Source organism: Acinetobacter calcoaceticus (assembly GCF_900520355.1).
Taxonomy (GTDB): domain Bacteria; phylum Pseudomonadota; class Gammaproteobacteria; order Pseudomonadales; family Moraxellaceae; genus Acinetobacter; species Acinetobacter calcoaceticus_C.
This window is the reverse complement of sequence record NZ_LS999521.1, coordinates 1135971-1154999: the sequence shown is the minus strand read 5'-3', so window position 1 is coordinate 1154999 and position 19029 is coordinate 1135971. Positions and strand designations below refer to the sequence as shown.

General features: G+C 38.7%; 18 protein-coding genes and 3 tRNA genes. 15 read left to right on the top strand and 6 right to left on the bottom strand.

What is annotated here, in order from left to right; all coding sequences use genetic code 11:
* Positions 1 to 90 precede the first annotated feature (90 nt).
* Positions 91 to 1329: a multifunctional CCA addition/repair protein gene (locus AC2117_RS05455; protein WP_133972454.1), complete on the top strand. Its 1239-nt coding sequence runs from the start codon at positions 91 to 93 to the stop codon at positions 1327 to 1329.
* A gap of 42 nt (positions 1330 to 1371) precedes the next feature.
* Here AC2117_RS05455 and AC2117_RS05450 read toward each other — a convergent pair whose 3' ends face one another.
* Complete coding sequence (locus tag AC2117_RS05450; protein ID WP_133972452.1) at positions 1372 to 2547, bottom strand: S1C family serine protease; 1176 nt, start codon at positions 2545 to 2547, stop codon at positions 1372 to 1374.
* Positions 2548 to 2741: 194 nt separating this feature from the next.
* Between AC2117_RS05450 and AC2117_RS05445 the strand changes: the two genes are divergently transcribed.
* The 6 genes from AC2117_RS05445 (at position 2742) to AC2117_RS05420 (ending at position 5335) form a co-directional block, all read left to right on the top strand.
* The gene (locus AC2117_RS05445) at positions 2742 to 3500 is read left to right on the top strand and encodes a Nif3-like dinuclear metal center hexameric protein (protein WP_133972450.1); all 759 of its coding nucleotides are present in this window, start codon (positions 2742 to 2744) and stop codon (positions 3498 to 3500) included.
* 145 nt (positions 3501 to 3645) lie between these two features.
* Positions 3646 to 4272: a superoxide dismutase gene (locus AC2117_RS05440; RefSeq protein ID WP_133972448.1), complete on the top strand. Its 627-nt coding sequence runs from the start codon at positions 3646 to 3648 to the stop codon at positions 4270 to 4272.
* A gap of 146 nt (positions 4273 to 4418) precedes the next feature.
* Positions 4419 to 4494, top strand: a tRNA-Asn gene (locus tag AC2117_RS05435).
* 8 nt (positions 4495 to 4502) lie between these two features.
* Positions 4503 to 4578 (top strand) — tRNA-Asn (locus AC2117_RS05430).
* Between the two features lie 181 nt (positions 4579 to 4759).
* Positions 4760 to 4835 (top strand) — tRNA-Asn (locus AC2117_RS05425).
* 56 nt (positions 4836 to 4891) lie between these two features.
* A complete protein-coding gene (locus tag AC2117_RS05420; protein WP_042898000.1) occupies positions 4892 to 5335 on the top strand; it encodes a DUF2726 domain-containing protein in 444 nt (147 codons plus the stop codon).
* Positions 5336 to 5345: 10 nt separating this feature from the next.
* On the opposite strand, the gene AC2117_RS05415 is transcribed toward AC2117_RS05420, so the two are convergent.
* The 5 genes from AC2117_RS05415 to glnA all read right to left on the bottom strand — a co-directional run bounded on the left by AC2117_RS05415 (position 5346) and on the right by glnA (position 10000).
* Positions 5346 to 5546: a hypothetical protein gene (locus AC2117_RS05415; protein WP_133972446.1), complete on the bottom strand. Its 201-nt coding sequence runs from the start codon at positions 5544 to 5546 to the stop codon at positions 5346 to 5348.
* A 106-nt stretch (positions 5547 to 5652) separates the two neighbouring features.
* The gene (locus AC2117_RS05410) at positions 5653 to 6960 is read right to left on the bottom strand and encodes an alpha/beta hydrolase family protein (protein WP_133972444.1); all 1308 of its coding nucleotides are present in this window, start codon (positions 6958 to 6960) and stop codon (positions 5653 to 5655) included.
* 114 nt (positions 6961 to 7074) lie between these two features.
* Positions 7075 to 7953 carry a 4-hydroxybenzoate octaprenyltransferase gene (gene ubiA, locus AC2117_RS05405; protein WP_133972442.1) on the bottom strand — a complete coding sequence of 293 codons (879 nt, stop codon included), beginning with the start codon at positions 7951 to 7953 and terminating at the stop codon, positions 7075 to 7077.
* On the bottom strand, positions 7950 to 8459 hold the full coding sequence (locus AC2117_RS05400) for a chorismate--pyruvate lyase family protein (protein ID WP_133972440.1): 510 nt from the start codon (positions 8457 to 8459) through the stop codon (positions 7950 to 7952). The genes ubiA and AC2117_RS05400 overlap by 4 nt, the downstream gene beginning before the upstream one ends.
* Positions 8460 to 8584: 125 nt before the next feature.
* Positions 8585 to 10000: a type I glutamate--ammonia ligase gene (glnA, locus tag AC2117_RS05395; RefSeq protein ID WP_003650573.1), complete on the bottom strand. Its 1416-nt coding sequence runs from the start codon at positions 9998 to 10000 to the stop codon at positions 8585 to 8587.
* A gap of 729 nt (positions 10001 to 10729) precedes the next feature.
* On the opposite strand from glnA, the gene AC2117_RS05390 reads away from it, so the two are divergent.
* From AC2117_RS05390 to folE, 8 genes are all read left to right on the top strand, one after another.
* Positions 10730 to 12289, top strand: a complete 1560-nt coding sequence (locus AC2117_RS05390) for a peptide MFS transporter (RefSeq protein ID WP_133972438.1) — start codon at positions 10730 to 10732, stop codon at positions 12287 to 12289.
* Positions 12286 to 14088: an aminopeptidase P family protein gene (locus tag AC2117_RS05385; RefSeq protein ID WP_133972436.1), complete on the top strand. Its 1803-nt coding sequence runs from the start codon at positions 12286 to 12288 to the stop codon at positions 14086 to 14088. The genes AC2117_RS05390 and AC2117_RS05385 overlap by 4 nt, the downstream gene beginning before the upstream one ends.
* A 370-nt stretch (positions 14089 to 14458) precedes the next feature.
* On the top strand, positions 14459 to 14920 hold the full coding sequence (locus AC2117_RS05380; RefSeq protein WP_133972434.1) for a GNAT family N-acetyltransferase: 462 nt from the start codon (positions 14459 to 14461) through the stop codon (positions 14918 to 14920).
* A 244-nt stretch (positions 14921 to 15164) separates the two neighbouring features.
* On the top strand, positions 15165 to 15749 hold the full coding sequence (locus AC2117_RS05375) for an anthranilate synthase component II (RefSeq protein ID WP_133972432.1): 585 nt from the start codon (positions 15165 to 15167) through the stop codon (positions 15747 to 15749).
* A gap of 9 nt (positions 15750 to 15758) precedes the next feature.
* A complete protein-coding gene (gene trpD / locus AC2117_RS05370) occupies positions 15759 to 16808 on the top strand; it encodes an anthranilate phosphoribosyltransferase (protein WP_133972430.1) in 1050 nt (349 codons plus the stop codon).
* A 9-nt stretch (positions 16809 to 16817) separates the two neighbouring features.
* Positions 16818 to 17624: an indole-3-glycerol phosphate synthase TrpC gene (gene trpC / locus AC2117_RS05365; protein WP_133972428.1), complete on the top strand. Its 807-nt coding sequence runs from the start codon at positions 16818 to 16820 to the stop codon at positions 17622 to 17624.
* 9 nt (positions 17625 to 17633) lie between these two features.
* Positions 17634 to 18323 (top strand): Smr/MutS family protein, encoded by a 690-nt coding sequence (locus tag AC2117_RS05360; RefSeq protein WP_133972426.1) that lies wholly within the window; start codon positions 17634 to 17636, stop codon positions 18321 to 18323.
* A gap of 90 nt (positions 18324 to 18413) precedes the next feature.
* Complete coding sequence (gene folE, locus AC2117_RS05355; RefSeq protein ID WP_171253694.1) at positions 18414 to 18962, top strand: GTP cyclohydrolase I FolE; 549 nt, start codon at positions 18414 to 18416, stop codon at positions 18960 to 18962.
* The last annotated feature ends 67 nt before the right edge of the window (positions 18963 to 19029 follow it).

Genomic DNA, 19029 nt, shown 5'->3' with positions numbered 1-19029 from the left:
TTAGAAAGAGCTTTTTACGAAAAGCCTATCTAATGACTTGAGAAAACCTCTATTCTGTAGCATGATTGCTTGAAGAATAGAGGTTTTTTCATGCAAGTGTATTTAGTAGGCGGTGCCGTCCGAGATTCTCTACTTGGGCATCCCTATCAAGAAAAAGATTATGTTGTGGTCGGAGCAACACCTGAACATATGCTCGCCCAAGGTTTTCAACCTGTAGGCAAAGATTTTCCTGTGTTTCTTCATCCTGAAACTAAAGAAGAATATGCACTTGCACGTACTGAACGAAAGTCCGGTAAGGGCTATCACGGTTTTCAGTTTTTTACTGATACCACAGTAAGTTTAGAAGAAGATTTAATTCGTCGTGATTTAACCATCAATGCCATAGCAATGGATCAAGATGGCAAATTATATGATCCCTATGGCGGTCAGACTGATTTAGAAAATAAAACCTTACGACATGTTTCAGAAGCTTTTGCTGAAGATCCTTTACGTGTTTTACGTGTCGCACGTTTTGCAGCTCGATATTCTTCATATGGCTTTCATATTGCACCTGAAACCTTACAACTCATGCAAACGATGGCGGAATCAGGTGAACTTGACGCCTTAACACCAGAACGTGTGTGGAAAGAAACGTCACGCGCTCTTTTAGAAGATCATGCAGATATTTATTTTCAGACATTACGGGATTGCGGTGCTTTAAAACATCTTTTCCCTGAAATTGATGCATTGTTTGGTGTACCACAGCGTCCAGAATATCACCCCGAAGTAGATTGCGGCATACATACCCTCATGTCTTTACAGCAAGCGTGTAAATCAAACTACTCGCTTGATGTTCGGTTTGCTGTTTTAGTACATGATTTGGGTAAAGCATTAACTCCAGCTAACGAACTTCCTCGCCATATCATGCATGAAGAACGCGGAGTGAAACCCGTTACCGAATTATGTGAACGTTTAAAGGTTCCAACTCAAACTCGACAGTTGGCTTTATCGGTGTGTAAAGAACACTTAAAATGTCATCAGATTATGTCGTTAAAACCAGGAACTGTATGGCGTTTATTACAACGTCTTGATGTATTACGTCGTCCTGAGAGAGTGGAAGCTTTTGTGCAGGCATGTGAGTGCGATGCTAAAGGAAGACTAGGCTTAGAAGATCGTCCCTATCCTCAAGCTCAATATATGTTAGATGCAATGCAAGTGGTTCGCTCTATTAAAGTTCAGGACTTACCAGAGAACATTAAGGGTGCTGAAATTGGTGAAATGTTAATTCAATATCGCATTGATGCTTTAACTGAGTTCAAACATCAACATCAAACCCCTACACATTCTTAATTTAAGCCAATAAAAAAGCCTCATTACGAGGCTTTTTTGTCTCTATTGTTTAGGTAACGGTATAAATTGAGATTGACTATTTTGGTTTTTTCTTTCACCAACTGTTACCACAAAGTTTTCTTGCTTCCCAGCTCGCTCAATCATTACATTAATTTCGCTATTAGGCGCTTGTAATGCAACATAATTAATCAAATGAGATGCCGAAGTGATTGGTTGATTATTTACCTGAACAATCTTATCACCGACTTTTATACCGGCTGAAGCTGCTGGCCCATTTTTCAAGACATCTGCAACCAAAACACCAATTTGTTGTTTCGGTGCTAATACATCTTCTTGTGTAGGTGGCACTAAACTAATGCCTAACCATCCACGTACAACGCGACCATCTTTCAAAATCGAGTTTAATACTTGTTGGCAGATTTTAGCTGGAATTGCGAAACCAATGCCTAAAGAGCCACCTGACTGAGAGAAAATAGCAGTGTTTACCCCAATGAGGTTACCAGCGACATCAATTAAAGCTCCGCCTGAGTTACCTGGGTTAATTGCAGCATCTGTTTGAATGAAATCTTCATAGGTATTGATGCCTAAATCGGAGCGTTCGGTAGCAGAAATAATACCTTGAGTTACCGTTTGCCCTACTCCAAATGGGTTACCAATCGCCAAGACAACATCACCCACTTCATTCCCACTCAACTTAAATGGCAATACAGGTAATTTATCTAAATCGATTTTAATTACAGCTAAATCCGTATCTGGATCTGTTCCAACAATAGTTGCTTCTGCACGGCGTCCATCACGTAATGCAACTACAATTTGGTCGGCCTGAGCAATTACATGATTATTGGTAAGAATATAACCATCAGCACGTACAATAACCCCAGAGCCTAGACTATTTTCATTTTGCTGTTGTTGTTCAGGAACCTGATTTCCAAAAAATTCGCGGAATACTGGATCACTTAACAATGGATGATTTTGTTTAACTTTCTGGGTCGTAAAAATATTGACGACTGCTGGAGCTGCAACTTTTACCGCTGCACTATAAGACACCACCCCACCCGTTCGTGAAGTATTAACCAGTGGTTCAACTTTCTCAGCAGGCATTTGCACCCCATCAACTGCAACAGTTGGTTTCGGCTGATGGTATTTTTGCCATGCAATAAAACTGGCAATTACAATAATAAGTAACACCCAAGGTAACCATGTAAAGGTGCGGCGCACGTTCATATCCTCTACGCAAAGAAGTTTTTAATTAAATTAATATATTGAACAAAAAGAGTTTTCAGTTAAGCATTTTAAATTAAATATGTCGATATACATAAAAAACTCAAAAAAGATTTGTCTAGCTTTAGTTACACAACAAAATATGTTTCTATAGCTTTAGCAATTATTTACTACTCAATTCAGGAAATATCATGGCGAATTTGCATGAAATTATTCAGTGGTGCGACCAAACCTTAAAAGCAGCAGAATTTAAAGATTACGCACCAAATGGCCTGCAAATTGAAGGTTCAACTGAAGTAAAACGTATCGTTTGTGCCGTTACTGCGTCAGAAGATGCAATTGATGCAGCGATTGCTCAAAATGCCGATCTATTACTCGTACATCATGGTTATTTTTGGAAAGGCGAACCGTACCCAATTACAGGAATGCGAGGCAACCGCATTAAAAAACTCATTCAAAATAATATTTCACTCGTGACTTACCACCTGCCTTTAGATGCACATCCAAGTTTGGGTAACAATGTCGCCATTGCAGAAAAATTGGGCTTACACCATTTAGAGCCACTCGATTTAGCCGAAAAGCATCCAATTGGAAATATTGGATATTTAGAGCAAGCTGTTTCTATTGAAGAGTTTAAATCAAAATTACAAGATAGCTTTGATTTTAAAGTAATTCATTTACCAGCCGAGAAGCAAAGTATTCAAAAAGTAGGCTTTTGTACGGGTGGCGCGCAAGATTTTATTGCTAAAGCGGCTTTGCAAAATTGCGATGCTTATATTTCAGGTGAAGTCAGTGAACGGACTTTCTATGAAGCAAAAGAATTAGGCATTCACTATTTTGCATGTGGTCACCATGCAACTGAACGCTACGGAGTTCAACGTTTAGCCCAAGCAATTTCAAAACAGTTTTCAATTGAATCTGAATATTTTGAATTGAATAATCCGATTTAATTAAGTCTTTTTTTCAATCTGTGTTATGCGTATTAATTAGATCTTTATTGTGTATAGTTCTTTAAAACGATGCCCTATTGTGAACAGAATCATTTACAATAGAGCCACTTAATTGTATAACCCAGCAAATGCAAGGAATAGGAACATGACAACCATTACTTTACCTGCACTTCCATATGGCTATGATGATTTAGCGCCACATATTAGTAAAGAAACTTTAGAATACCATCACGATAAACACCACAATACCTATGTTGTTAACTTAAACAACTTAATCAAAGGAACTGACCTTGAAGGTAAAACTTTAGAAGAAATCATCCAAGCAACTGCTGGTGATACATCTAAAGCTGGTATTTTCAATAACGCTGCTCAAGTTTGGAACCATACATTCTATTGGAATTCTATGAAGCCAAATGGTGGTGGTAAGCCTACTGGCGCAATCGCTGCTAAAATTGACGAAGCTTTTGGTAGCTACGAAAAATTTGCAGAAGAATTTACTGCTGCTGCAACAACTCAATTCGGTTCAGGTTGGGCTTGGTTAGTTGCTGATGAAGTAAACGGTAAATTATCTATTACTAAAACTTCTAATGCAGACACCCCACTTGCACATGGTCAAATTGCTGTATTAACAATTGACGTATGGGAACATGCTTACTACATCGATTTCCGTAACTTACGTCCTAAATACATCGCAACTTTCTTAGAAAGCCTTGTGAACTGGGACTATGCAAATGCGAAACTTGCAGGTCAACCAGCTGGTGTAGAGAAATAATTTTATTTCTTTATAAAAAACCACCCTATTTTGGGTGGTTTTTTTATTTTTAATACTAAAAAAGCGTATTAATCAAGCAAACGATTCATTTTCTTTAATATTCTTATTGACGCTTTTAGATTTCATCCATAAAATGCGCATCAGATTCTCCAATAGCTCAGTCGGTAGAGCGACGGACTGTTAATCCGCAGGTCCCTGGTTCGAGCCCAGGTTGGAGAGCCATCTACTAATCTCCCATAGCTCAGTCGGTAGAGCGACGGACTGTTAATCCGCAGGTCCCTGGTTCGAGCCCAGGTGGGAGAGCCAAGATTCTAAAAGCCCGCATCTATTGCGGGCTTTTTCTTTTCTAATCATTTAAAGTTTTTCTATTATTTTTAATTAAATCAATGTTTCGAATATTTTTAAACCAAACGAATAGATATTCTCACTAATTCCATTATTAAGACTTGACCCAGCCCTCTTTCCTGCCTAAAATCCTTTTCCAGATTCTCCAATAGCTCAGTCGGTAGAGCGACGGACTGTTAATCCGCAGGTCCCTGGTTCGAGCCCAGGTTGGAGAGCCAAGATTCTTAAAAACCCACTCATAATGAGTGGGTTTTTATTTATATGATGCCTTCACATGTTCGAATCGAGTCACTTATTTTTTATTGTTTTAGGTTGCGTAAGCACCTGCATTTTTCTTGTTATTTGTTTACGTCCGTATTTATTTCCAAAACAAAAATTCTTTGCTCGTCCTGTTATTACCAACTTTGAAACTCAAATGTTTATCCGTTTAAAACAAAGTTTTCCAAGTTATCATGTTTTAGCACAAGTGGCTTTTAGCGCTTTAATTACCAGTAAGGACTATAAAATTCGTAGTCAGTTCAACCGAAAAGTTACTGACTTTGTTGTGCTCAACGACAAGATGGAAGTGATCGCCATAATTGAACTAGATGACCCTTCTCACCTTGAAAAAGCGGAAGAAGATCGTATTCGTGATCAAATGCTCACAGAAGCAGGTTACCTTGTAAAACGCTACACAAGTATTCCGACTGTACGTCAGCTACAGAAGGATATTCATTAGAAAGCTAGTGTTATTTCTTTTCAGAATTTGTTGCTTCTTTCTCAGCTATTCTTTTTGCCATTTCTAGACGTTGCTGCTCATATTGTTTTTTAGTTTTAGCATCACTTTTTGCAGCCAAGAAAAGAATTCCAATAATCAGAAAAGGAATAAGTAAACCTAATCCCATTAATAACCAAGGAACAGATTTTTTTTCAACAGGTTGCTGGTTCATAAGTACTTCAACCTCAAACGGTATCGATTTCAGAGTGCGTAACAATATAACAAAAAAAGGGCCCTCTTTAGGACCCTTTTAACTTGAATATTTTAAATACAAAAAATTATTGTGCTACTCCAGTACATTCGAAATTCTTACTTGCATCTATTACTGATGGATCAAGCACAATATTTGTTTTAGCAGGCATCTTAGATTGAACAAATTGATAAATCTCAGCATTTCTACATACAATCGCTTGAGTATGAGCAGCGCCTACAACAGGCACAAATGTCACATCAGTTCCCTTGTCTTTAAGCCTATTTTGCAATCCTTCAGTGATAGGATATGGTACAGCCATATCAGCAGTACCCTGAACAATCATGACTGGGGAATTAATTTTTTTAGTGGCTGGCTGATTGTCTACCAAGAATTTTTTCACCGTTGGATTTTCTTGGAAATTACCGGCTAAACCAGGATAATCTAGAACTGTTTTACCAGCATTAGTCGCAAGAAAATCACGAATATCGTCTGCAAATTTATTATGTAAATCAGGTAAACATACGCCATTCTCACCAGTTGTGCCTTCTGCGAACTCAGCTATACTTTGAGAGCGTTGTTGGAAAATTTCACGATAATTAAATTTAGGCTCATAAGCAGTAATACCTACGGTAGTGTATGCAGCATATGCGAGTAGCTCAGCATACACTTCTACAGCCGTACCAACTGGTACAGTACCAGCCTGTTCTTTCTGAAGAATATCTTTAATTGCTTGCGGAGCAACTATAGAAATAATATCGCCAAGGCTGGAAGCTGGAGCAGTTGCAACCGCTCCTTTATAGTTACTGTCATTATTAGCAAATTCAGCTGTTCCTAATGAAGCATGACCACCTTGAGACTGCCCAATTGACATCCATGAACTATTCAACTGACTACCGTAATGATCCTTCGCAGCTTTAACTGCTGCAATTGCAGATTTAGCCTCACTTCCCAAATTAAGGTATGGATGCATCCCTCGAGTACCTAAACCTTCATAATCTGGAGCAATCACGACATAACCAGCTGCCAATAATGTATCGGCTAAAATTTTGAAACGTGGATTAATCGTATTGTTGCTTGGGGCACAACTATCCCCTACACCTACAGTGCCGTGTTCCCATACAACTACACGATAACCATCTTTAGGTTGAGCAATTTTAGGGAACATTACTATTGCGGTTGCTTCTGCTGTTTTCCCTTGTACATTGACCATGTTATAGGTCATGACTTTTATAGATGAAGCACCCTCTAAACTATCCTTAGAATAGGCTTTTTCAGAAACATAAGTTTTATCAGGGTTCACACCAGTATAGTCATCATCATCGTCATTACATGCTGCAAGAAATAATGCTGAAACCGATAATGTTATAGCTAAAGCAATTTTTGACCGTTTCATAAAATATCCTTTTTATGTTATGTGTTATTTATTCCGCACATTTTTATGCACAAATATTAAGACATAAAAAAAGTGCTCTGCATAGAATACTTTTCAACCTTACGGTCATTTTTACTATATGAAATTTAAAACTATTCCCAGAAAAATGATTAATCCAACCCAGCGATTGTGACGGAATGCCCAAAAACAGACTTGAGGGTTGCGGTCTTTAGTTTTAATTGTTTGATATATAAAATCGAATGCAACAACAATCAAAGCAATGATCGCCCATGGAAATAAAATATTTTCTAAATACAGTGCCGAACCAATCAAAACAAGACTGGTTGCTTGTAAAAGCGCAATAATCTGGATGTCATATCGACCAAAAAGAATAGCTGTAGATTTCACACCAATCTTTAAATCATATTCACGGTCAGTAATGGCATATTGAGTGTCATAAGCGACTGTCCAAGCTAGATTACCAAAATAAAGAAGCCAGCACGTTATATCTAAAGGCTTACCCATCGCAGTAAATGACATCGGAATTCCCCAAGAAAACGCCATACCTAAAACAACTTGAGGTAAGTGCGTATACCTTTTCATAAAGGGATATATAAATGCCAAAACCAAACCACCTAGTGCACAATAGAATGTCGCTATAGGTAAAAAAAACAAAGTACAAGCACTAGCAAATACTAGAGCTAAAAATACATATATTGCTTCTCTCGGACGAATTACCCCAGTTGCTAATGGACGTGTTTTAGTGCGTTCAACATGTGCGTCTACTTTACGGTCCGCAAAGTCATTAATGGCACAACCAGCAGCACGCATAAAAATTGTACCTAAGACCATTGCCAAAAGAATATGCAATGGCGGCATTCCTTCTGCCGCAACCCAAAGTGCCCACATGGTTGGCCAAAAGACCAGTTCTGTTCCAATCGGCTTATCAAATCGACATAGATAATAGTATGCTTCTAAACGCTGACGCCATGTGGTATCTGTTGCAGTCGTCATAGTAGTTCCTTGTCGTTCTGCTGATTTAAAAAAGCTTCAAAAGCCGGTAAGAATGTTTCTTGAACAATAAATTTACACCCATGCCAAGTATAGCAACTTTGTCGCGTCCACCCTTCTGGCAAACGAATGACACGGCGGTCACAAAGTGGTGTCGTTCTTTGAAATAGGAAACGTCCAATCGGCTTAGAACCAATGTGCTGAAATATGCGGGCTTTTTTTTGTAGGCTTAGAATAGGAAAAATACTTTTTGCTTTCACCCATGGCTCTACCTCACTGCCATATAAATAAGTCTCGCGCACCCATGAGGTGTGAGTATGAGGTATATTCATCCATTGGCTATCTGCAAAAGTTAAACGCTGAAAGTGTTCTTTAAAAGGTTTTACACTGAACTGGCCATCACCAAGATCAGTCAATTGTTGAGTCAGAGAACCGGACGCATACAACCATGTTTTCAACTCAGGATTTAAAGTCTTTTCCTGTTTAAGTACTGGTTGCCGTTTACGCATAATCTGCTCACATGAAAACTCGCACTTAGTTTACCCCAATTTTTTGATAAAAAACGTAGAGAATTCAATCAACATTCTGAGCAATAAAAAAGCCTGCATAAGCAGGCTTTTTTACAAAATACGTATTACAAGCTGTAGTACATATCAAATTCAACTGGGTGAGTAGTCGTGTTAAGACGACGGACATCTTCAGTTTTAAGTTCGATGTATGCATCAAGCATTTCTTTAGTGAACACGCCGCCTTTTAACAAGAATTCGTGATCTGCTTGAAGTGCTTCAAGAGCCATATCTAAGCTATGAGCAACTGTTGGGATTTTTGCTTCTTCTTCAGGAGGAAGATCATACAAGTTCTTATCAGCAGCTTCGCCCGGATGGATCTTGTTTTGAATACCGTCGATACCAGCCATTAACAATGCAGCGAAACCTAAGTACGGGTTCATCATTGGGTCTGGGAAACGAGCTTCGATACGCTTACCTTTAGGGCTAGAAACGTATGGAATACGGATAGACGCAGAGCGGTTACGCGCTGAGTAAGCAAGCATGATTGGTGCTTCGAAGTGAGGAACCAAACGCTTGTATGAGTTTGTAGATGGGTTTGTGATTGCATTCAATGCACGAGCATGCTTGATAACACCACCGATAAAGTACAATGCCATTTCAGAAAGGCCTGCATATTCATCACCAGCAAACAAGTTCTTGCCATCTTTAGAGATAGACATATGAACGTGCATACCAGAACCGTTATCACCTACCATTGGTTTAGGCATAAAGGTTGCAGTTTTTGCATATTGGTGCGCAACGTTCCAAACAGCATATTTGAACTGTTGAACTTCGTCAGCTTTGCGTACAAGTGTATTGAAGCTCACACCAATTTCTAATTGGCAAGAAGCAACTTCGTGGTGATGCACTTCTACACGACCTGGGCCCATGATGTCTTCGATTTTCGCACACATTTCTGCACGCATATCTTGTGAAGAATCAACCGGAGGAACTGGGAAGTAACCGCCTTTAACACGTGGACGGTGACCAGAGTTACCTGACTCGTAATCTTTACCAGTAGACCAAGCAGCTTCTTCAGCGATTAATGTATGACGAGCGCCAGACATATCGATGTCCCACTTCACTTCGTCAAATACAAAAAATTCTGGTTCTGGACCAAAGAATGCAGTATCACCGATACCTGTAGATTTTAAGTATTCTTCTGCACGGCGAGCAATCGAACGTGGGTCACGCTCGTAACCTTGACCAGTTGAAGGTTCAATAACGTCACAAGTCACAACAACAGTTGGTTCAGCAAAGAACGGGTCAACAAAACCAGTTTCTGCATCTGGACGTAAAATCATGTCAGATGCTTCAATACCTTTCCAACCAGCGATTGAAGAACCATCAAACATTTTACCGTCTTCAAAAGTATCTTCATCAATAGAATCAGCTGGGTAAGTCACGTGCTGTTCTTTACCCTTAGTATCAGTAAAGCGAAAATCGACCCATTTTGCGCCACTTTCTTGTATGAGTTGAAGGACCTTGTTCGCCATGCTCATTTTGCTCCAATGAAATTTTGTTGCACTTGTTAAGTGCGTGTTAATTGCTGGTATTTATAAAGCAAATCTCATACCAACTTTATAAGACTTACCTAAAACATTGAATTGCTTATAACTATCCATGATTTAGGTCCCTTGTCCTGAACCCATTATACTGTTTGCATAGTTAAATGCACCATATTCAGACATTTTCAAATTATGGCATACAAGAACAGCGCGCAATCGCCCTAATTTAGTGCAAAATTGTTGCGCTAATATGACCCATCGCATCAATATCTAGCAATAATTCATGATCATAATACTTTCTTATATAGAAAGCTGGCATTCTTATTACAAAGAATGAAAATAATAAATGATGACTTATGAAATTTTAACCTTTAGCTGAGAACACCAATCTCCTCTGCCTTTGCAAAAAAGGTTTAAATATAAATATCGCCTTAAATAATAGTTCTCGAAAGCTTAAAAAGCCATCTATTGCGTCATATCCCCCTATTAAAATATGGAAGTTTTATAAAATTATTTTTCTTTCTCTTACGAAGCTCTCTACCGCAAGGCAAATTTTGATCAGCTTTGGTGCACCCAGAGACTGAAGGGAATTTTTTACCATTTGTTATATACCTTTTTTATACATGACAAACTTGCTTTTCAATTTAAAAAAATCTAAAAAATAAAACATAACTTTTTTTTATAATTAAACAAACTAAAAGTTTGGTTTATTTAACTACAAATATGTTCAAAGGATTTGAAATGAAGCATGAACTCAAACAATGCGACACAGCTTTTTTCGGCCATCCAAAACCCTTAAAAACTTTATTTTTTACTGAACTGTGGGAACGGTTTTCTTACTATGGAATTCGTCCTTTGTTGGTTCTTTACATGGTTGCGATGGTCAATGACGGTGGTTTAGGTCTTGACCGCCCTACCGCAGCAGCAATTGTTGGGTTATTTGCTGGCTCTATGTATTTAATGACCGTTTTAGGCGGTTGGATTGCCGACAACTGGTTAGGTCAGGCACGATCTGTCTGGTATGGCTCCCTCATTATTGCATTAGGTCATTTATCGATTGCACTTACTCCTATCTTTGATCAATTCTTTTTTTATTTCGGTTTAGTTCTTATTGTTATTGGTTCGGGGTTATTTAAAACCTGTATTTCAGTAATTGTCGGAACGTTATATAAAGCCCAAGATAATAGACGTGATGCCGGTTTCTCCATTTTTTATATGGGGATTAATATGGGGTCGTTTATTGCCCCGCTTATTACAGGTATATTGGCTCGCGATCATGGCTGGCATCTGGGTTTTGGGATTGGCGGTCTTGGAATGTTGGTTGCCTTACTCATTTTCCGTGCATTAGCAATTCCACAACTACAGTCTTTCAATCAATTGCGCCAACAAAATGACAACTGGAATAAGCCCGTTGTAGAAAATAAAAATGCCCCAAAAATTGCTTTCTCATTTTTATTCAGTGTTGCAGTCGTTATTGCTCTTACTTTCTTTGGCGTTATTCATATCAATCCAGTCGCAGTAGCCACTTATTTAACAGTTGGAATATGCATTGGAATTATCGCTTATTTTATCTATTTATTATTTTTCCTTGGCTTAGAACAACATGAAAAATTTAAAATTATTATTTGCTTTGTTTTATTAGCGACCTCTGCGCTATTTTGGTCTGCCTTTGAGCAAAAACCAACATCTTTTAACCTATTTGCTCAAGATTATACGGACCGTATTGTTTTCGGATTTGAAATTCCGGCAGTATGGTTCCAATCCATCAATGCACTTTTTATTATTATTTTTGCCCCAATTGCAGCATGGTTATGGGCGAAGCTAGGTAAATCGAATAAAGACCCAAGTTATATCAGTAAATTTATTATCGCGCTTTTACTAGCAGCGGGCGGCTTTCTACTTATGTCTTTTGCCAGTCGTTTCGCCATTGCTGGTGGCTTAGTTTCACCATTTTGGTTAGTCGGTACATTATTTTTACTTACCATAGGCGAACTTTGCTTAAGCCCCATTGGTTTATCTACCATGACTAAACTTGCCCCCGATGTCATACGCGGTCAAATTATGGGTCTGTGGTTTACTGGCTCAGCTTTAGGTAATCTCATAGCTGGTTTAATTGGCGGGCACGTATCGGCAGATGGTATTAATCATTTACCTACCCTCTTTATGAGATGTGTTTTGGCACTAGTAGTTGGCGCAATCGTGTTATTTTTATTAAAGAAACCTATTTATAGATTAATGAACAAAAGTACCAGTAAAGTTCAACCTGACTTGGAAACTATATGACCGATTTAACTGTTCCAGAAAAACTTGAGAAACTTCGTGAACTCATGCGCAATCAGCAGGTTCATGCTTTGGTTGTGATGAGCGCTGATCCACATATGTCAGAATATTTACCGGATTACTGGAAAGCAAGACAATGGCTCAGTGGTTTTAGTGGTTCTGTTGGTACGCTCGTAGTCACTCAAAACTTTGCAGGTCTATGGGCAGATGGTCGCTATTGGGTACAAGCTGAGCAACAACTTGTTAGAACTGGCTTTAATCTTCAAAAGCTGACCAGTGATGAGTCTTCAATGCATCTCGCTTGGATTGAAAAAAATCTACAACCAGAATCAGTCATTGCGGTAAATGGACATACCTTATCGATTCAGCAATTTAAGGCGCTCGAACATACTGCAAGACTTAATAATTATAAACTCAAGACCCAGCAAGATTTAATCGGAGAGATTTGGTTAGACCGTCCAGAACTACCATCTGAAAAAATCCATTTAATGCCTGAAGGGCTAAATACGCTATCTCGTAAAGAAAAAATTCAGGCTATTCGTGAGACTTTACATAGCAAGAATATTTCGGGGCATTTCATTTCATCTTTAGATGATATTGCATGGGTCCTAAATGCACGTGGACAAGATGTGGAATATAACCCTGTATTCCTGTCTCATTTATATATTAGTAAAAATCAAGCTGTTCTTTTCATTGATGCGGACAAAGTTGATATAAGCATTCAGCAAGCTTTGGCAGCCGATGGTATTGAAATTGTTGATTACAAAGATACGGCTAAGTTTTTAGCAAATATTTCTGATCCATCTGTGCTTTTAGATCCGGCCAAAGTATCGATTTTTCATGAACAAGCCATCGCAAAAGATATTCAAGTTGTATACGACATCAACCCAAGTACACTTTTTAAATCGCGTAAGCATGAAAGCGAAATTGCTCATATCCGTCATGCAATGATTAAAGATGGGGTCGCGCTTTGCCACTTTTTCCATTGGTTGGAAAAAGCACTTCATCATGGTGAACGCATTTCAGAACTGACAATAGATGAGAAGATTACTGCCTACCGCGCTCAGCAAGACGGATTTATAGGACCAAGTTTTTCAACTATTTCCGGCTTTAATGCCAATGGCGCTCTACCTCACTACCGCGCAACTGAGGAGCACTATTCATTTATTGAAGGCGATGGGTTATTGCTGATTGACTCAGGTGGGCAATATGTTGATGGTACAACGGATATTACTCGTGTAGTTCCAGTGGGGGTGCCAACATCTCAACAAAAACGTGACTATACCTTGGTTTTAAAATGTCATATTACTTTGGCAAAAACTATTTATCCAGAAGGTTTAGCTGCACCGCTACTCGATTCAATTTGTCGACATACCTTATGGCAATATGGTCTAGATTATCGCCATGGAACAGGACACGGCGTAGGTTTTGCTCTTAATGTTCATGAAGGACCTCAAGTTCTCTCTTATTACGCACCTATACATGCCCACAGCAAATTACGTGAGGGAATGATTCTTTCCAATGAACCTGGTCTTTATCATGAAGGACAATATGGTATTCGCATTGAGAATCTGGTGGCAAACCGTCTTCACTCTGGGTTTGAAAAAACTTACGGTGAATTTTTAGAGTTTGAAACACTCACGCTTTGTCCAATTCATTTAGATTGTATCGTTGTTGATATGCTCAATAATGAAGAGAAAGACTGGCTAAATACCTATCACCAAATGGTTCAAGAAAGACTAGCTGAACATTTGTCTGGCGAGGTTTTAGACTGGCTGATTTACAACACTCGTGCGATTTAATCTTCTCTTTTGACTCAGGCAGAATAATTTTTATTTCTAATGAAAATCTTATTCTGCCTTAATTGTAGTTATCACTATTTTTAAACAGATTAAGGTGTATCAAAGCTGATTGGTTTCAGCAAATTTCTAACGAATAAATAGCTTCTTATTTTTTTCTAATTACGTAAAAATTGAATTTATCAAACTCATAAAGCTAATCGGACTTTTTCATCGATATTTCATCAACTATTAGCCATCAAAAATTTTTTAATTTTTATGAGTGATTAAGAAACATAATGGTAACTATAAAAAGGTAGCTTTGAAGAAAACCTTGTACGCACTATGCTATTTTTAACCGTATTCAATATTTTTTGAATTAAAGGGTTTCCCTATGCAGGTATCCAATTTCGTAGCCTCACGTGATGATCATTATACTGTTTCTACAGATCCCTCTAAACTCAACATAGAAGTTATTCATTCATTTCTACACCATTCAAAATGGGCAAAAGGGATTGATTTAGAAACAACGCAAACTGCTATACAACATAGCTTATGCTTTGGTTTATATGATCCGAACAACCGACAAATTGGCCTTGCTCGTATCATTACAGATTATGCAACCTTTGCTTATGTAAAAGATGTTTTTGTAATTGATGAGTTTCAAAAAATGGGGTTAGGGCGATGGTTAATGAAATGTTGTTTAGAACACTTGGAGTCTCTAAAACTTCGCAGAATTATGTTACTTACCAGTACAGCCTCTGGTCTCTATAAAAAAATAGGCTTTACTCCACTTAATCAAGAAAACTTTGTGTGGCAACTTTTGCCCCTTGATACAAAGACAATTTCAAATTAAATTACCGCTTTACTCCCCTCTTTTTTAGTTTAAGAAATACATCGACTTATAATTATTGATATGGTTTTGCTAGTAATAAAGCATGAAGTTATTACAAGTAAAGCAAATTCTGGTACATTAGCCGCTTAGATAGCGGCTTTTTATTTTTTAACCAAGAAGTTCTTTCTAAAAGTGAGTATTAATGTGAGTAACTACTCTAGTCATTTATTAAATATATATTAATTATTATGAGGTTAAGTTCATCATGCTTCTAATGATCGACAATTACGACTCTTTTACCTACAACATCGTCCAGTACTTTGGCGAGTTGGATCAGGAAGTAAAAGTTGTTCGCAATGATCAAGTCACATTAGAGGATATTGAACGATGGCAACCTAAATATCTGGTTATTGGTCCAGGCCCTTGCTCTCCAAGTGAAGCAGGTATTTCAATTCCTGCAATTAATCACTTTGCCGGAAAAATTCCTTTGCTTGGCGTGTGTTTAGGGCATCAAAGTATTGGGCAAGCTTTTGGCGGAAACATTGTAAGAGCCAAAACGGTTATGCACGGACGTTTATCTGATATGTACCATAGTGATAAAGGTATTTTCAGTAATCTCCCTAGCCCATTCTCGGCAACTCGTTATCACTCTTTGGTTATTGATCAGCAAACGCTGCCTGATTGCCTTGAAGTAACGTGCTGGACCAATGAAGCAGATGGCTCAATGGAAGAAATTATGGGTGTTAAACATAAGACATTGCCTGTTGAAGGTGTGCAGTTCCATCCAGAATCAATCTTGAGCCAACATGGTCATCAAATCTTTAAAAACTTTTTAGATATTTATGCATAAGTGATATTTATGAACATTCAACAAGCACTTAACCATATTACAAAAAATATTCACCTGACTCAGCCGCAAATGGAAGACATTATGCGCAGCATCATGCAAGGTGAGGCAACCGAAGCACAAATTGGTGCTTTGATGATGGGCCTTCGCATGAAAGGTGAAAGTATTGACGAAATTACTGCTGCCGCACGTGTTATGCGTGAATTCGCTATTAAAATTGATGTCAGTGATATCAAATATTTAGTTGATATTGTCGGTACTGGCGGTGATGGGCAAAATTTATTTAACGTCTCTACGGCTTCAAGCTTTGTGATTGCAGCAGCGGGTGCAACCATTGCAAAGCATGGTAACCGAGGTGTTTCAAGTAAATCTGGTTCATCTGACCTACTTGAACAAGCAGGTATTAACCTTGATTTAGATATGCAACAAACTGAGCGCTGCATTCGTGAGATGGGTGTAGGCTTTTTATTTGCTCCAAACCACCACAAAGCAATGAAATATGCTGTAGGCCCACGTCGTGAGCTTGGTGTTCGCAGCATTTTCAATTTACTCGGCCCGCTTACGAATCCGGCTGGTGTAAAACGTTTTGTTATTGGGGTATTTTCAGATGAACTTTGCCGTCCTATTGCCGAGGTTATGAAGCAACTTGGTGCTGAGCATGTCATGGTAGTTCATTCAAGAGATGGACTTGATGAAATCAGCCTTGCTGCCCCTACTGCTGTTGCAGAGCTTAAAGATGGCGAAATTACCGAATGGACGCTTAATCCAGAAGATGTCGGCATTGAATCACAAACCTTAAATGGTTTAGTGGTAGCAGATGCCGCAGCAAGCTTAAAGCTGATTAAAGATGCACTAGGTAAAAATAAATCTGACATTGGCGAAAAAGCAGCAAATATGATTGCTCTCAATGCAGGTGCAGGTATTTATGTCTCAGGCATTACCAAAACCTATGCTCAAGCTGTTACATTCGCTCAAGATATTATCTATGGCGGACAAGCATTAGAGAAAATGAGTGTTTTGGCAGAATTTACTAAAACATTAAAACAATGTCAGGCAGATTAAGGACTTCTCATGATTAATATTCAAAATACCATTTTAGGTAAAATTGTTGACCGTAAACATGAGGAACTTGCTGCGCGTTTAAAACAACGTAATTTGCAAGACGTTGAAGAACTTGCTAAAGCTGCGACTCCTGTACGAGGATTTGCAAAAGCTTTACAGCACAAACGCCCTGCCGTGATTGCTGAAATTAAAAAAGCATCTCCATCAAAAGGCATTATTCGTGCAGATTTTAATCCTGCTGAAATTGCCGAGCAGTACGAACAAGCTGGAGCAGCATGTTTATCTGTTTTGACTGATGTTGATTTTTTTCAGGGTGCGGATGAAAATATTGCCATTGCTCGAAGCCACTGTGCGTTACCAGCTTTGCGTAAAGACTTTCTGATCGATCCATATAATGTAGTTGAAGCGCGTGCTTTACATGCTGACTGTATTTTATTGATTGTTGCATCTTTGTCAGATCAACAACTTGAAGAAATGTCTAAAACTGCTTTTGAACATCAACTTGATGTATTGGTTGAAGTTCATGATGAAGAAGAACTGGAACGTGCTTTAAAGTTATCTGAGCAATGTTTATTAGGCGTGAATAACCGTAATTTAAAAACCTTTGATGTAGATTTAAAGACATCTATTCGTTTGAAAAACTTGCTTTCATCTTCACGTTTACTTGTGACTGAAAGTGGTATTGCCACTCCAGATGATGTTCGTATGATGCAAGAGCACGATATTCACACATTCTTGGTTGGCGAAAGTTTTATGAAACAGCCAAGACCAGATCAAGCCTTTACCGCCCTTTTTGGACAACCTCAAACGGTTTAATGAAGATATATGAGTAATAAAGATTCAACGCTTTCTAAAGAGCAACAAAAGTTATTGAAGCAATTTAAAAAGCAAATCTCCAATCCTCATTCAAGCAAAATCGCAAATCAGCCTGAGACTAAAAAATCTCAGGCTGTTTCTGAAGAATTGGAAGATACAAATCTGTTTCAACAAGCTGTTGCAGGTGTTAAGCCCATCAACAATAGTAATGTTGCTGATGTCAGACCACCTCGTGTCAAAAAAGTTGATGCTCAAACATTAGCTAAACGTGCAGCTGCCGAAGGTGCCCGTGACACTGAGCATGCCGAGTTATCAGACACTCAAGCCGCTCTAAACCCTGTCGCGAGTCAAGCAACGCTAAGCTATCGCATTGCCACACTTCAGCATAAAGTTTTCGAAGACTTAAAAGCTGGAAAAATGCGCTGGTTTGAAGCAGTAGATTTACACGGCTGTACGATTGAACAAGCACGTGACGCGGTTTTACAAGTTATCCAGATGGCAAAAGATGAAAATCAAAATGTCATCAAGATCGTACACGGCAAAGGTCCTGAAGCAGTTTTAAAAACCTATGTTAACGGGTGGTTGCGCCAGCACCGCGATGTTTTAGCTTTTGTGAGCGCACCTGAAAATCAAGGCGGCACAGGTGCCGTTCTCGTACTGCTTAAACGCGCAGAAAAAAATCCCAAGTACCAACAATAAAGCGGCATTTTCTACAGAATTCAGACTTTTTATAGTTTTCTGATAGAATGCCGTTTTGTTCAACCAGTGTAAGTGAACATTCTTATGTCTATGCAGCAATCGTACGCAAATATTCTGACTGCCGTCGGTGAAGATCTTGATCGTCCCGGCCTTAAAGATACGCCTGTGCGTGCGGCTAAAGCTTTTTCATATTTAACTTCTGGCTATAGTAAAACTTTAGAAGAAGTCACCAATAATGCTGTTTTCCCATCAGATAACCATGAAATGGTATTGGTGAAGAATATTGAATTCTATTCGCTTTGCGAACATCATCTCCTCCCATTCTATGGCCGAGTTCATATTGCCTATCTACCAGAAGGTAAAGTGCTTGGCTTATCGAAATTTGCACGTATTACCGAAATGTTTGCACGTCGTTTGCAAATTCAGGAAAACCTGACTCAGCAAATTGCAGAAGCTGTGGCTGAAGTCACGGGCGCTCGCGGTGTCGCTGTAGTCATCGATTCAGCACATATGTGCATGATGATGCGTGGTGTAGGCAAACAAGAGTCAACCACTCGTACAGTTTCATTTATCGGAGACTTTAAAACCGATAAAGAATCACGCCGTGAGTTCTTAGGTGCTGTACCTGAAAGTTACTAAATTCTTTTTAGTAATAAATTTAAAAGCCCAACTGAGTTGGGTTTTTTTATATCTAAATACAGCTTTT

Bases quoted from the DNA above. Each gene is read 5' to 3' on its own strand.
- trpC (WP_133972428.1), top strand. From the start codon at position 16,818: ATGATTAATATTCAAAATACCATTTTAGGTAAAATTGTTGACCGTAAA.
- AC2117_RS05455 (WP_133972454.1), top strand. From the start codon at position 91: ATGCAAGTGTATTTAGTAGGCGGTGCCGTCCGAGATTCTCTACTTGGG.
- AC2117_RS05420 (WP_042898000.1), top strand. From the start codon at position 4,892: ATGTTCGAATCGAGTCACTTATTTTTTATTGTTTTAGGTTGCGTAAGC.
- AC2117_RS05410 (WP_133972444.1), bottom strand. From the start codon at position 6,960: ATGAAACGGTCAAAAATTGCTTTAGCTATAACATTATCGGTTTCAGCA.
- trpD (WP_133972430.1), top strand. From the start codon at position 15,759: ATGAACATTCAACAAGCACTTAACCATATTACAAAAAATATTCACCTG.
- AC2117_RS05385 (WP_133972436.1), top strand. From the start codon at position 12,286: ATGACCGATTTAACTGTTCCAGAAAAACTTGAGAAACTTCGTGAACTC.
- AC2117_RS05360 (WP_133972426.1), top strand. From the start codon at position 17,634: ATGAGTAATAAAGATTCAACGCTTTCTAAAGAGCAACAAAAGTTATTG.
- AC2117_RS05415 (WP_133972446.1), bottom strand. From the start codon at position 5,546: ATGAACCAGCAACCTGTTGAAAAAAAATCTGTTCCTTGGTTATTAATG.
- folE (WP_171253694.1), top strand. From the start codon at position 18,414: ATGCAGCAATCGTACGCAAATATTCTGACTGCCGTCGGTGAAGATCTT.
- AC2117_RS05375 (WP_133972432.1), top strand. From the start codon at position 15,165: ATGCTTCTAATGATCGACAATTACGACTCTTTTACCTACAACATCGTC.
- AC2117_RS05445 (WP_133972450.1), top strand. From the start codon at position 2,742: ATGGCGAATTTGCATGAAATTATTCAGTGGTGCGACCAAACCTTAAAA.
- ubiA (WP_133972442.1), bottom strand. From the start codon at position 7,953: ATGACGACTGCAACAGATACCACATGGCGTCAGCGTTTAGAAGCATAC.
- AC2117_RS05400 (WP_133972440.1), bottom strand. From the start codon at position 8,459: ATGCGTAAACGGCAACCAGTACTTAAACAGGAAAAGACTTTAAATCCT.
- glnA (WP_003650573.1), bottom strand. From the start codon at position 10,000: ATGAGCATGGCGAACAAGGTCCTTCAACTCATACAAGAAAGTGGCGCA.
- AC2117_RS05390 (WP_133972438.1), top strand. From the start codon at position 10,730: ATGTTCAAAGGATTTGAAATGAAGCATGAACTCAAACAATGCGACACA.
- AC2117_RS05380 (WP_133972434.1), top strand. From the start codon at position 14,459: ATGCAGGTATCCAATTTCGTAGCCTCACGTGATGATCATTATACTGTT.
- AC2117_RS05440 (WP_133972448.1), top strand. From the start codon at position 3,646: ATGACAACCATTACTTTACCTGCACTTCCATATGGCTATGATGATTTA.